Origin of the sequence: Pseudomonas sp. FSL R10-0056 (assembly GCF_009600105.1) — a bacterium.
GTDB classification, from domain to species: Bacteria; Pseudomonadota; Gammaproteobacteria; order Pseudomonadales; family Pseudomonadaceae; genus Aquipseudomonas; species Aquipseudomonas bubulae.
Genome location: NZ_WIWL01000248.1, coordinates 43,596 through 56,522, shown reverse-complemented (window position 1 = coordinate 56,522; position 12,927 = coordinate 43,596). Strand labels below are relative to the sequence as shown.

Genomic DNA, 12,927 nt, shown 5'->3' with positions numbered 1-12,927 from the left:
AGCGTCAATCGCGCCAGAACCGGCGTTGGTCGCGCATGCTTTCAGCCTTGCCCGACGCCCCCAGGCGAAACTTCACCGCACCCTGCTCGGCGCTGTCCAGTACCTGCACCCCCAGCGCCTGATACCGGGCCATCACCTGTGGATGGGGATGACCGAAGCTGTTGCCATGCCCCCGGGAGATCAGCACGATTTCAGGCGCCAGGGCCTTGAGAAACACCATCGACGACGAGGTCTTGCTGCCGTGATGAGGAGCCTGCAACCAGCGGGTAGGCACGCCCAGCGGGCTTTGCAGCAAGGCACGCTCGGCCCTGGCATCGATATCCCCGGTCAGCAGCAACCGCTCATCACCGGCCTGCACCTGCAACACGCAGGACTTTTGATTACTGTCGCTGGCCCCCGCCCACTGCCAGAGTGAAAAACTCACACCATCCCATTCCCAAGTTTCCCCACTGACACAGGGTTGCGCCCGCAACGGCTCCGCCAGCCCCGGCACATCGCCGCTAATCACCCGTTTCACGCTGACGCCCCGCTGCACCGCCAGCGCCCCACCGGCATGATCCGAATCGGCGTGACTGAGCAGCATCAAATCCAGCTCGGCCACCCCCAATGAACGCAAAACCGGCACCACCACCCGCTCGCCCTGATCCAGATTCCCTGACTTGGGGCCTGCGTCGTACAACAGAGTGTGATTGCGGGTACGCAAGGCAATCGCCAGACCCTGACCAACATCCAGCTGCAGCACCTCGACCTGACCGCGGGGGATCTGTTCACGGGGCGCAAACAGCGCCAGCAGCACCAGCGGCCAACCCAGCGGCCGCAAGACCATCCCCGCAGGCAACAACAGGATCAGCACTCCGGCCGCACTCAACAGCCAAATGTAAATCGGCACGGATACGGGCAACCACGGCGTAAACACATCGGCCAGCAGGCTCAAACCCTGGACCAACCCATCGATCAGGCCACCTGACAGCCACAGCAGGTTTTCCCCCAGCCAGGGCACAGACAACAGCAAGGTCCCCAGCAAAGCTGTTGGCAGCACTGCCAGGCTGATCCAGGGGACGGCTATCAGATTGGCCAGCGGCCCGGTCAGGCTGATGGGCAGATCGAGTATCCACAGCATCGGGAACAAGCCCAGGGCGATCAGGCCGTGAGGGCGCAACCACATGGCCCGCCACCCCCACGCCCCCAAGCGGCCACTGAAGGTAAAGAGAAGCACCGCCACGGCGCTGAATGACAACCAGAACCCCGCCCGCAAACTCGCCAGCGGCTCGACGATCAGCACGGCATTGAGCGCCAGCAAAAAAGGCAGCCACACGCCCAGTTGCCGAAACCACAAACGCCATGCCAGCACCAGTCCGAGCATCATGCACGCGCGCTGCACCGGCACTTCAAAGCCCGCCAGCACGCCGTAACCCGTGGCGCCAATAAACGCCAGGGCACAAGCCCAGGGTAACCACGGCAAACGACGTGGCCACAGCCCATAACGCGCCAGCAAGGCGATAAATCCATAGATCAAGCCGGCAAACAGGCCAATATGCTGGCCCGAGATCACCAGCAGATGCACCGTGCCGGTCGCTTGCAACAACGTCCAGTCATCGCGACTCAGACCCGATCCATCACCCAGTACCAGCGCCGCCAACCACGAAGCCCGGCCCTGGGCATCAATGCGCAGCAGACGCTGACGCAAGCCGTCACGCCAGGCGTGACTGGCAGCCTCCTGTAAATGCCCCTGCTTGACCGTACCGGTCGCACCGATGCGCTGCGCCAGTAACCAGGCCTCAAAATCAAACCCCTGAGGATTGAGCAAGCCTTTGGGTTTCTTGAGTTTGACCGCCAGCCGCCAGCGCTCGCCGCTGTTCACCGCAGGGCCGCCATACCAGCTCAGCCTGATAGTCGCGGGCAAAGCACCGTGGCGCGACTTTGCCCCCTGCAATTCAAAGCGGACGGATGTTCCAGACTGCTGCGGCAAGCCGATCACACGCCCTTCGACCCAGAGCGTACGCCCGTCGAATGAGTCAGCCAGACGGTTATCCAGTGCCCTTTGCCCCTGAAAGCAGGCCCAGCACAGCCCAAGCACATAAAGCCCCACCGGCCAGCCCCTGCAGGCCAATAGCAACACCCCCGCCGCCGTCGCCATCAGCAGCAACCACCCGGCAGACGGTAAACCAGGTAAAAACCGCAGCGTGATCAGGCCCGCTGCCAGCGCAAACATCCCTGTGTACATGCCTATACTCAACTTATCCCTTTGACTCGGATTAGCTGGAATCCCGGGGCCGCGCTTAAGAAATTGTCACAAAGTCTAAATAGGCATCCTGTCGAATTTGGGCATACTGCCCCCTTGACCTAGGGAGAGGCCCATGCCACGGCGTTTGATCAAACGTTTCATGCCAGATCCGGCCCTGATCAGGGAACACAAGTCCTTACGATTTTTGGGCACCTTGCTCCATGACCCCAACCTCTGGCACCTCAACCGTCACTCCGTGGCCCGGGCAATGGCGGTGGGCATTTTCGCGGCCTTTATACCCATGCCGTTCCAGATGCTTCTGGCGGCCTTTCTGGCAATAAGGGTTCGCAGCAATATGCCGATCTCCGTGGGCCTGGTATGGCTGACCAACCCCATCACCATGCCCCCGGTGTTTTATTGCACCTACCAGCTGGGCGCCTGGCTGATGAACGTGCCGGCGCGCACCCTGCCCGACGAACTGACCTGGGAATGGATCAGCGGCCAGCTCTCTACTGTGTGGCAGCCATTCTTGCTGGGCTCGGTGGTCTGCGGCGTGGTGCTCGGCGCATTGGCCTATTGCCTGACCATGCTCTATTGGCGCTGGTGGGTCAGCCATAAATGGAAAGCCCGCAAAAACAGACACCCATAAAAAAGGCCCCGAACAGGGGCCTTTTTTATCCGCATGTCACAACAACTACTGACGCATCCCGCGCCCGCTGACCAGCAGCCTGGCGCAGCCGAAGTAGAGCACGATGGTCGCCACCACCATAAAGGTCAGCGCGACACTGATCTTGATGTCCGAAACGCCCAGGATGCCGTAGCGAAAGGCGTTGACCATATGCAGCACCGGGTTGGCCAGCGACACGCTCTGCCAGAACGGCGGCAGCAGGGTGATGGAGTAGAAAACCCCGCCCAGATACGTCAGCGGCGTCAGTACGAAGGTCGGAATAATCGAAATATCGTCGAAATTGCGTGCAAAAACGGCGTTGATAAACCCCAGCAACGAGAAAATCGTAGCGGTCAGCACCACCACCACAATGGTCAGGCCCAGGTGATGCACCTGCAGATGGGTAAAGAACAGCGACAGCAGGGTCACGATCAGGCCCACGATCAGGCCGCGCAAGATCCCGCCCACGGTAAAACCGATCAGGATCGTGTGGGGCGACACCGGCGAGACCATCAGCTCTTCAATCGAACGCTGGAACTTGGCGCCAAAGAAGCTCGACACCACGTTACCGTAGGAGTTGGTGATCACCGACATCATGATCAGACCCGGCACAATGTACTCCATATAGGTGAAGCCACCCATATCGCCGATTTGCCGACCAATCAGGTTACCGAAGATCACAAAGTACAAAACCATGGTGATCGCAGGTGGCAGCAGGGTTTGCGGCCAGATCCGCATAAAGCGGCGGACCTCACGGTAAATAATGGTGTTCAACGCAATCAGGTTGGGACGCAGCTCCGAGCTCATACCGCCACCTTTGCCAGGTTTTTCTCGACCAACGACACAAACAACTCCTCAAGGCGATTGGTTTTGTTGCGCAAGCTCACCACTTCAATATTTTGCGCGGCCAATTGAGTGAACAGACCGGTAATGCCCACCACCTTGTCGACCTGGACCTCCAGGGTCGCGGCATCGAGCAACTGGCTCGGGTAGCCGATCAACTGAGGGGCAGCCTGCAGCGGTTGCTTCAAGTCGAGCAAAAAGGTCTCGACATGCAACTGCCCAAGCAGTTGGCGCATGCTGGTGTTTTCGACAATGGTGCCGTGATCGATGATCCCGATATTGCGGCACAGCTGCTCAGCCTCTTCCAGATAGTGGGTGGTGAGGATGATGGTGGTGCCCTGCTCGTTCAGCCCGGTGAGGAAGGACCACATCGAGCGGCGCAGCTCAATGTCGACACCGGCGGTAGGCTCATCGAGGATCAACAGACGCGGCTCATGCACCAAAGCCCGGGCAATCATCAGGCGGCGCTTCATGCCACCGGACAACGAACGCGATGGCGTGTCGCGCTTGTCCCAGAGCCCTAACTGCGTCAGGTATTTTTCGGCTCGTTCCTTGGCGATTTTCGCCGGAATACCGTAGTACCCCGCCTGGGTCACGACGATATCGAAGGTCTTTTCAAACTGGTTGAAGTTGAATTCCTGCGGAACCACACCAATCGAACGCTTGAGGGCTGCGGGATTGCGATCAAGATCATGGCCAAAGATATTCACCGTGCCGCCGGTCTTGTTGACCAGGGTCGAGAGAATGCCGATGGTGGTGGATTTGCCGGCACCGTTAGGGCCCAGCAAGGCAAAAAAGTCACCTTCGGCGACATCCAGATCGATACCACTCAGGGCCTGGAAACCGTTGCCGTAGGTTTTGGTTAGCTGCCGTATGGACAGAGCGGAACTCATATCGGATTACGCACCAAGATGGGGGAAAGGGGAATTGTAAATAAGGGCGAACAGCCTGTAGGACAAGTCCGACAAGACCCTATGGTGCTTGGCCTCGCCGCACAAGTACAGTCGCCCGTATTAATAGTGGCTATTAAGTCAACGCGGTCATGACGGCATTTCGATAGGCCGGACGCTGCTTCAAGCGCTCATACCAGGCACTCAGGTGCGGCAGGGGCGGGCGTTCGATGGGCATTTCAAACCAGGCGTAAATGAAGCTACCCAGCGGGATATCACCCATGCCGATTTCATCACCGGACAAGTAGGGTTTTTCAGCCAGGGCCCGATCGGCCACGGCAAGCAATTCGCCGCTGGCCTTGATTGCGGCGTTGATTGCCACCCAGTCCTGCTGCTCGGCAGGCGTACGCAAGACACCCCAGAACACCGTGCGAAACACCCCGGCAAAGGAAGTGCTGGTCCAGTCCATCCACTTGTCCGCCTGCGCCCGCACACGTGCATCGGTTGGGTACCATGACGTATCCGAGCCATATCTGGCAGAGAGGTAACGCACGATGGTGTTTGACTCCCACAGCACGAAGCCGTCGTCCTCTTCAATCACAGGCACCTGGCCATTAGGGTTCAACGCCCGGTACTCAGGGCTGTTGACCACCCCAAAGGCGCCGCCCGCCTCTACCCGGCTATACGGCAACGCCAGCTCTTCAACACACCACAACGCCTTGCGCACGTTTGACGAATTCTTGCGACCCCACACTTTCAGCATGATCTGGCTCCTGATTGATAGACGCCGAAGGAGTCTACGCCGGGATGACGAACTCCGTCTCCAGCGCGAGGTCACTATCCCTACAACCCTGATCGAAAGTTGCGACTAAGCTCACAAGGGTGCACGCCCCTGATTTCATGGAGGATTGAATATGCTGTTGTTGTGGATACTGGTTCTGATTGTTGGCATCGCCTATATGGCCCATCGCCGCATCGCCCCCCTGACGATCATTGCCGTGGTCGCGGTGTATTTACTGGCCATGGGGGTTATCGGCCATGTACCTGGCGGGTTGCTGGCAATCCTCTGGCTGCTGCTGGCCGCGCCCACGGCCCTGCTGCTGTTGCCCGAACTTCGTCGCAAAATCTTTACCGCCCCCCTGTTCAATTGGTTCCAGAAGACCCTGCCGCCGATGTCGCAAACCGAACGCGATGCCATCGATGCCGGCACCGTGTGGTGGGACGGCCAGTTGTTTAGCGGCCGCCCCGACTGGAACCAGCTGCTGGCCTACCCCAAGGCCCGGCTGACCGAAGAGGAACAGGCATTTATTGACGGCCCCACCGAAGAGTTGTGCGCAATGGTCAGCGACTGGGAAATCGGCCAGGCCATGGACTTGCCACCGCAGGCCTGGGCGCACATCAAGGAGCATGGCTTCTTCGCCCTGATCATCCCCAAAGCCTACGGCGGTAAAGGGTTCTCGGCCTACGCCCATTCCCAGGTCGCCATGAAACTGGCCACCCGCAGTGGCGATCTGGCTTCCACCGTAATGGTGCCCAATTCCCTGGGCCCCGCTGAACTGCTGCTGCATTACGGCACCGATGAACAACGCGACCACTATCTGCCACGCCTGGCCCGTGGTGATGACATCCCCTGCTTTGCCCTGACCGGGCCCCTGGCAGGCTCAGATGCCGGGGCAATGCCCGACACCGGGATCATTTGCAAAGGCCAATGGCAAGGTGAGGAAGTTATCGGCCTGCGCCTGAACTGGGAGAAACGCTATATCACTCTTGGCCCCGTCGCCACGCTGCTGGGCCTGGCGTTCAAGGCCCATGACCCGGACCATCTGCTGGGCGACAAAGAGGACCTGGGCATCAGCCTGGCATTGATCCCTACCGACACCCCCGGCGTCGAGATCGGCCGTCGCCATCTCCCCCTGGGCGCAGCCTTCATGAACGGCCCGAACTCGGGCAAAGATGTGTTTATCCCGCTCGACTACCTGATCGGCGGCCAGGAAATGCTCGGCAAAGGCTGGATGATGCTGATGAATTGCCTGTCGGTGGGACGGTCGATTTCGTTGCCGGCAGTGGGCACCGGCGCGGCCAAGTTCACCAGCCTGGTGACCGGCCAATATGCTCAGGTACGCGAACAGTTCAATGTGCCACTGGCCGCCTTCGAGGGCATTCAGGAGGCGCTGGCGCGTATCGGCGGCAATGCCTGGCTGATGGACAGCGCCCGCATGCTGACCGCCAACGCGGTGGATCTGGGGGAAAAACCCTCGGTTCTTTCGGCCATTCTCAAGTACCACCTTACCGAACGCGGCCGCGAGTGCATCAGCCATGCGATGGACGTGCACGGTGGCAAAGGCATCATCATGGGCCCCAACAACTACCTGGGGCGTAACTGGCAAGGGGCTCCGATCTTCATCACTGTAGAGGGCGCCAATATCCTCTCGCGCAACCTGATGATCTTCGGTCAGGGCGCCATCCGTTGCCATCCCTTTGTGCTGAAGGAAATGGCCTTGGCCGGGCGGGAAGATAAAGATCAAGCCATGCTGGAGTTTGACGCCCTGCTGCTCAAACACATTGGTTTTGCCATCAGCAACGCTTCCAGCACGCTGGTGTTGAACCTGGGCATTGGCCGTTTCGAAGCTGCGCCCGGCAACCCGTTGAGCCAGGGTTACTTCCGCGCGCTCAACCGTCAGGCGGCGGCGTTTGCCCTGCTCGCGGACCTGAGCATGATGCTGCTGGGCGGTGAGCTCAAACGCCGCGAGCGCTTGTCTGCGCGCCTGGGCGATGTGCTGAGCCATTTGTATCTGGCGTCGGCCGCCCTCAAGCGTTATCACGACCTCGACTCGCCGCAATACCTTGATCCGCTGTTCAAATGGGCTATGGAAGAAAGCCTGGGCCACGCTGAGCGCGCACTGGATGAACTGTTGAAAAACTTCCCGAGCCGAACGCTGGGCTTTTTGTTGCGCGGCGTGGTATTTCCGTTTGGGCGCCGGCATACCGGTCCGTCGGACGCACTGGATGCCGAGGTCGCTGCAGTGTTGGGCCGCGCCAAAGGGGATCCGGCACTTGAAGCCGTGCTCGCTGGCTGCTACCGCCCGCAATCGCCGGATGACGCTGTGGGCGCCCTGCAACATGCCAGCAACCTGCTGAGCGAAGCGCGCCCCCTGCACAAAAAACTCCACGAAGCGCTGAAAAGTGGCCAGGTAAAACCCGCTGCAGGAGAACCGTCCATCGATGCCGCGCTGCAAGCCGGGGTACTGCAACCGGCCGAAGCTGAAACCTTGCGCACCGCCGAAGCCGCACGACGCAAGGTCATCGACGTGGATGACTTCAGCAAGGAAGAACTCAGCCACACAGAAGGAAAGATTCGATAACAGGACAGCGAGCGCGATGAGCTTTATACTCTCGCGCCCGTTTTACCCTAGAGGACACCCGCAATGGCCACCAACGATCTGAACCACAACCTTGTCCTGCTCGACATTCTGCGCAGCATCCTGGTTGCTGTCGGTGACGCTGAGCAGATCCCCGAGGAAAGCCACGCGCTGTTCCTGGAGCGTTTTGACGACATGCGCAGCTCGTTGCCGGTTGACCCGATCAACAGCCAGTACCTGGGCCAGGACATCATGTGCCAGGTAATCGAGCGCTATCCGCAGATCGCCCACCTGGTCCCGCGCGACCTGCTGTGGTACTTCGGCGGCGCCTGCTTCAACTTCCTGTCGGATGAAGAGCTGGACATGTATCAGGCCCTGGAAGAGCGCCGCCACGAAGCCGAACTGAACGATGAGCCGTTTGACTGGAATCAGGAAAAACAACTGATGGCGCTGCCCACGACACAAGACAGCCCGCAGCACTGATCGCAGTCCGACCCAAAAGCCCGCCCGGTTTTGCCTGGCGGGCTTTTTTTGAAGAAGCAAAAGCTCTGTAGCCGTTCCAACGGCTGCGTTCGGCGGCGCAGCCCTCGGCAGCTGCTACGGATTACGCCACATCTCCAGCGTCGGTTCCTGCGCCATCCGCTCCACCAGAAAGTCGATAAACACTCGCAGCTTGGGCGGCAAATACCGGGTGGGCGTTTGTAGCAACCACACGCCGCCGTGGTAGGAAGCAATAAAATTCCACTCGGGCAGCACCTGCACCACCACCCCCTCCTCCAGCGCCTGGCGTGCCGTAAAGTACGGCAAGCTGCCGATCCCGATATGCTGCAACACCGCATCCAGGCGCACGCCCGTATGATTGGCCGCATAACGTCCGCGCACCCCCACCGTTACCGACCTGCCACCCTGCCTGAATTTCCAGCGCGCATCAGCCGGGGTTTCCCCCAGGTAAATGCAACTATGGTCACGCAAGTCCTCAGGCTGCTGCGGTACCCCGTGCCCGGCCAGATACTGCGGTGTGGCGCAGAGTAAATGCTCGATCGGGAACAGTTGGCGCCCCACCAGCCCCGGTGGCGGCTGGTCGGTAATGCGAATGCTCAAGTCAATGTTGTCATCGATCAAATCGACATAACGATCCTCGAGGATCAATTGCACATCAACCTTGGGGTAACGGCGCAGAAACTCGGGCATATGGGGATGTATCACATACCGCCCCACGGCCTTGGGCACGCTCAGGCGAATGAGCCCCTCGGCCTCCCGGGTAAAACGCCCGCTCAGGTCCATCACCGCCTGAGCCGAACAGGCCATTTCATCGCAACGTTTGAAAACCTCTTCACCTGCATCGGTCAGGCCGAGCTTGCGGGTTGTGCGTTGCAGTAAGCGAATGGCCAGGGCTTTTTCCAGTCGGGCAACACTGCGACTGACCGCCGAAGGCGATGTGCCAAGCTGACGAGCGGCTTCAGAGAAGCTGCCTGCCTCGACCACTTTCACAAACACGACCATTTCAGCCAGTAATGACAACGGGAGATTTATGCTCACAGCGCACAGGTCCATTGAAAATTTGATGGATTATCACACTCCTGGCTCCCCCCTATACTAAAAACGAAACCCGCTCAGGAACACCTCCATGACCCAACGCCTGTTTTTCAATGACGACGCCGTGAGCTGCGAGGTCGAAGTCATCCACTGCGCGCCCCAAGAAGACGGGTTTGCCGTCATCCTCTGCGCCACCCCCTTTCATCCCCAGGGCGGCGGGCAACCCAGCGACACGGGCTGGATCGGCGACAGCCAGGTCATCAAGGTTGTGCAGGGACAGGATGCTATCGTGCACCACGTCAGCGTGCCCGTACCGACAGGCCGGGCACAGGCTCAGGTCGACGAAACCCGCCGTCGGTTGCATGCCCGCCTGCATTCGGCCGGGCATTTGATTGGTGTATGCGGCGAGCAACTGGGCTGGGTACCCACCAAAGCCCATCACTGGCCAGGCGAATGCCGGGTAAGCTTTGTAGCCGGCGACAATCCGCAACCCCTTGAGGCCGACGCCGTACAGCACACCCTGGCACAATGGATCGCTGCCGACCTGCAAAGGCATACCTGCCTGGACTCGGAGCAGCGCGCCATCCGTTTTGGCGAGCTGCCGGGCTATCCATGTGGCGGCACCCATGTGCAATCCCTGGCTGAACTGGGCACCGTCAACGTGTTGTCCGTAAGTCAGAAAAAGGGCGTGCTCTCAGTACGCTACGCTCTGGCCTGACGCAATCAAGGAAGGGATAAAAAAAGCCGCTGCGCCATGGCCCGATCCAGTTTGGCGCGATACACCGCGATATAGTCATGGGAACTCTGTGCCCGGGCGTACAACGCCTGTTCACTCAGGGTGCGCTGTTGGGCCGTTTTCAAGTGGGCCACGTCAAAGTCGGCGGCGAGTGTGTCCATTGCCTTGTAATGAAAATGTGCAAACCACAACTCATTACCCTCCAAAGTGCTAATGGCGTATTCCTCAAGATAATCCTTGCGCTGGCCTTTGGACAAAAACCGCCGCCTCCCCACGCGGGTAATGTTTACCTCGCCCTGGGCCTTTAAATACTCGACGTTGGCACCCGTTGGCGGCAGCCGCTTGATAATGCTGATGCGCAGGCTTCGGCCCTCGGCGCGCAACCTGCCGGCCGCCGCCTTCAGGTCGGTAATTAATGCCAAAGCGCCAGCTCTGCGCTCTTGAGTCAGGGGCTCAACCTCAGGGCTGGATGTGAGCACAATCCGCTCCATCTTCTGCGCCACCTCGTCGAGTGAGCTGGCTTTGAAGCTCAGAATTTCTTCTATTTCGATCGGTATTCTGGATGTTGCAGCGCTTGCCCTGTTCTGTGCAATGACTCCCGAAATCCGCTCCAGCAACGTGCGGGCGTCAGCCTGGAGTCGGGATAACGACTTGGCTTGTGAAGCCTGAAGAGTGGGTGGTCTGCTGCTACCGATTTCTTCCCATTCTCCCGCCTCTGTTTTGCGATAGGAGCGGATATTCATTTGATCGATGCCCTCAGTCACATCGACGATTTCATCTTCAGACTCCGAGGACGGAGGACGACGCTGCCCTACCAGCGTCAGGTTTTTTGTGGTCTTGATTACTTGCTGAGTCCCGCGGGACGATCCTGCCCCGGCTCCTGGCTCATTGATCAGGCGACTGGGGCCTGGCCGGGGCTCTTCTGCTTCAGAAGAGGAGCTTTCGGACTCACGGATAACATTCTGCATCTGGGCTTCTGCAAACGTTCTCAGGCTGCTTAGAACCTCAATAATGTCGGGCAGATATTCATTACGGAAATGCTCGGAGCCAAGACTGACAAGGTTCTGGCAAACGCCTTCCGCTGCGTCGTATTTTTCGATGGTCTTATCGAAGAAATCGAGATGCTCTCCGGGATACTTCGTCTCTTCACGGCGCAAGCTTAATTGCGACCAGGCGGTATCAATCAATGTTCCTTGCCCGAACAGATCAAATGCATATTGCTCTTCAGGTATGAGGTTGACCGCATCACGGCGGATCACCAGTTCGCACAGGGTTTCCAGGTAGGCGGCGGACCAGTGGCGGTCGAAATAATCCCGATTGGGTTGATTGATTATCTCTTCCAGTGCGCTGTATCTGGGCAACGGCCTGGTTCTGACCTCATCAAGGGCATCGCACTCGCGCAGCGAGTTTTTATATAACCGCGCCTCTAGCCGTTCGGCCTGTTTCAAGTTGGTAATCCAGCGCTCATAGGGAGCACTCGAGCCATTGTTTATCTCTGCCAGAACCTCCAGCAGCGAAGCGGTATAAGAGACCCTGGAGTTGGATACCGGCAGTTCACGGAGCGCTTCTTCCAGGTAGTTCTGTAATTTGAACAGCCTCAAGGTCAGCTGTACCCAAGTCTCCTGTGTTCTGGCCTCAAAGCCCTCCAGGGGGATAATTTGGTTCGACCTGGTTTTGACGTTGATCATGTCCAGCACACCCGCGCGCCACGCTTCCAGCTCAGCTTCGTAGCGATCAACAAACGTCGCTCGCCGATCGGGAAATTTAGTCAGCAACTCTTCAGTCAGTTTCAGCACTCGGTCGCGCCTCAGAAGCTCTTCGTCCAGGCGTTCGGCCTCTTGCTGCAACGCGGCCACTTTCTGGGTCTTTTTCTCGCGCAATGCCTGAATGGTTTTTTTGGGACCGCCGCCGCGCAATCCCAAACGCAGATCGAGTTGCCACTGCCCGGCCTCATCCCTTCTCAGGCGCGGGCCAAATCTTTCAGGCTGCCTGTCGTCCTGGATCACCAGCCCATCCGCGTCACGGCCAACGCGATAGGTTTTGGCACCGATCTGCACATATGACTTGCCCTCATGGTTGATAACACCTTTTAAGGGGCCTACTTCGATGCGCGTGCCCTGGCTCAAGTCCAGATCCAGCACAAAAGTGTCCAGGCTTGCCTGCTGCAGCTCTGTCAAACGGGGCTGAGCACTGAACCATGAGAAGTCCAGGGACGAATACTGGCTGGCAGCACGGGGTTCAATATCGGGCTGTTTCTTTTGCGCGATAACGCTAGCGGACACTGGCTCAACCGCCGGGAGGGCCTCAGGTTTATAGATCGTAAACAACGGTTCATCGACAGGGGCACTCAAGCGTAACCGGGCATTGGCTTTTGCCTTGAATCTCAGACCTTCGTGCAGAAGTGCCAGGCTGATATTGAATAAAAGATCGATAACCGTTTGTTGCCCCGCCTCTTTATCGCCATCAATTCGCGCCTGCAAACCGCTATCAAGGCTCAACAGGGTCTGAAAAAGCCAGGCGGCTTTCTGCAAGGGCCCACTGAGGAAAAACGTCAACCCGTTAAACAGGCTCCAGCCATAGTGCTTGAGCAGCATCCAGCGACGCTCAGAGGTCGACACCGTCTGGTTGTCCGCCATGCTCATCAACGCACTGACGTTGGCGTCAAACATCGC

The 12,927-nt window shown here is 58.9% G+C and carries 10 protein-coding genes; 4 read left to right on the top strand and 6 right to left on the bottom strand.

The genetic code is table 11. From position 1 onward, the window contains the following. Positions 1–4 precede the first annotated feature (4 nt). The gene (locus tag GHO42_RS25350; RefSeq protein WP_178114955.1) at positions 5–2,224 is read right to left on the bottom strand and encodes a DNA internalization-related competence protein ComEC/Rec2; all 2,220 of its coding nucleotides are present in this window, start codon (positions 2,222–2,224) and stop codon (positions 5–7) included. Between the two features lie 133 nt (positions 2,225–2,357). On the opposite strand from GHO42_RS25350, the gene GHO42_RS25345 reads away from it, so the two are divergent. Next, positions 2,358–2,873, top strand: coding sequence for a DUF2062 domain-containing protein (locus GHO42_RS25345; protein ID WP_095003143.1), 516 nt, complete (start codon positions 2,358–2,360; stop codon positions 2,871–2,873). A gap of 45 nt (positions 2,874–2,918) precedes the next feature. Here GHO42_RS25345 and GHO42_RS25340 read toward each other — a convergent pair whose 3' ends face one another. The 3 genes from GHO42_RS25340 to GHO42_RS25330 all read right to left on the bottom strand — a co-directional run bounded on the left by GHO42_RS25340 (position 2,919) and on the right by GHO42_RS25330 (position 5,387). Continuing rightward, the gene (locus tag GHO42_RS25340) at positions 2,919–3,698 is read right to left on the bottom strand and encodes an ABC transporter permease (RefSeq protein WP_095003142.1); all 780 of its coding nucleotides are present in this window, start codon (positions 3,696–3,698) and stop codon (positions 2,919–2,921) included. Beyond that, positions 3,695–4,627: an ABC transporter ATP-binding protein gene (locus GHO42_RS25335; RefSeq protein ID WP_095003141.1), complete on the bottom strand. Its 933-nt coding sequence runs from the start codon at positions 4,625–4,627 to the stop codon at positions 3,695–3,697. Before GHO42_RS25335 ends, GHO42_RS25340 begins: the two co-directional genes overlap by 4 nt. Before the next feature lie 133 nt (positions 4,628–4,760). Continuing rightward, positions 4,761–5,387 carry a glutathione S-transferase gene (locus GHO42_RS25330; RefSeq protein WP_095003140.1) on the bottom strand — a complete coding sequence of 209 codons (627 nt, stop codon included), beginning with the start codon at positions 5,385–5,387 and terminating at the stop codon, positions 4,761–4,763. Between the two features lie 151 nt (positions 5,388–5,538). Here GHO42_RS25330 and GHO42_RS25325 point away from each other — a divergent pair, with 151 nt between their 5' ends. Both GHO42_RS25325 and GHO42_RS25320 read left to right on the top strand, forming a co-directional pair. Continuing rightward, a complete protein-coding gene (locus tag GHO42_RS25325; protein ID WP_095021014.1) occupies positions 5,539–7,986 on the top strand; it encodes an acyl-CoA dehydrogenase in 2,448 nt (815 codons plus the stop codon). Between the two features lie 63 nt (positions 7,987–8,049). After that, complete coding sequence (locus GHO42_RS25320; protein ID WP_083369822.1) at positions 8,050–8,466, top strand: PA2817 family protein; 417 nt, start codon at positions 8,050–8,052, stop codon at positions 8,464–8,466. Between the two features lie 114 nt (positions 8,467–8,580). Here GHO42_RS25320 and GHO42_RS25315 read toward each other — a convergent pair whose 3' ends face one another. Next, positions 8,581–9,522 carry a LysR family transcriptional regulator gene (locus tag GHO42_RS25315; RefSeq protein WP_095019651.1) on the bottom strand — a complete coding sequence of 314 codons (942 nt, stop codon included), beginning with the start codon at positions 9,520–9,522 and terminating at the stop codon, positions 8,581–8,583. A gap of 88 nt (positions 9,523–9,610) precedes the next feature. On the opposite strand from GHO42_RS25315, the gene GHO42_RS25310 reads away from it, so the two are divergent. Beyond that, a complete protein-coding gene (locus GHO42_RS25310) occupies positions 9,611–10,237 on the top strand; it encodes an alanyl-tRNA editing protein (RefSeq protein WP_153327738.1) in 627 nt (208 codons plus the stop codon). A gap of 5 nt (positions 10,238–10,242) precedes the next feature. On the opposite strand, the gene GHO42_RS25305 is transcribed toward GHO42_RS25310, so the two are convergent. Beyond that, entirely contained in the window at positions 10,243–12,891 is a 2,649-nt protein-coding gene (locus GHO42_RS25305) for a hypothetical protein (protein WP_153384204.1), read from the bottom strand. Between the last annotated feature and the right edge of the window lie 36 nt (positions 12,892–12,927).

Coding starts and splice junctions, on each gene's coding strand:
- GHO42_RS25340 (WP_095003142.1), bottom strand. CDS start 3,698: ATGAGCTCGGAGCTGCGTCCCAACCTGATTGCGTTGAACACCATTATT.
- GHO42_RS25345 (WP_095003143.1), top strand. CDS start 2,358: ATGCCACGGCGTTTGATCAAACGTTTCATGCCAGATCCGGCCCTGATC.
- GHO42_RS25310 (WP_153327738.1), top strand. CDS start 9,611: ATGACCCAACGCCTGTTTTTCAATGACGACGCCGTGAGCTGCGAGGTC.
- GHO42_RS25320 (WP_083369822.1), top strand. CDS start 8,050: ATGGCCACCAACGATCTGAACCACAACCTTGTCCTGCTCGACATTCTG.
- GHO42_RS25325 (WP_095021014.1), top strand. CDS start 5,539: ATGCTGTTGTTGTGGATACTGGTTCTGATTGTTGGCATCGCCTATATG.
- GHO42_RS25335 (WP_095003141.1), bottom strand. CDS start 4,627: ATGAGTTCCGCTCTGTCCATACGGCAGCTAACCAAAACCTACGGCAAC.
- GHO42_RS25305 (WP_153384204.1), bottom strand. CDS start 12,891: ATGGCGGACAACCAGACGGTGTCGACCTCTGAGCGTCGCTGGATGCTG.
- GHO42_RS25330 (WP_095003140.1), bottom strand. CDS start 5,387: ATGCTGAAAGTGTGGGGTCGCAAGAATTCGTCAAACGTGCGCAAGGCG.
- GHO42_RS25350 (WP_178114955.1), bottom strand. CDS start 2,224: ATGTACACAGGGATGTTTGCGCTGGCAGCGGGCCTGATCACGCTGCGG.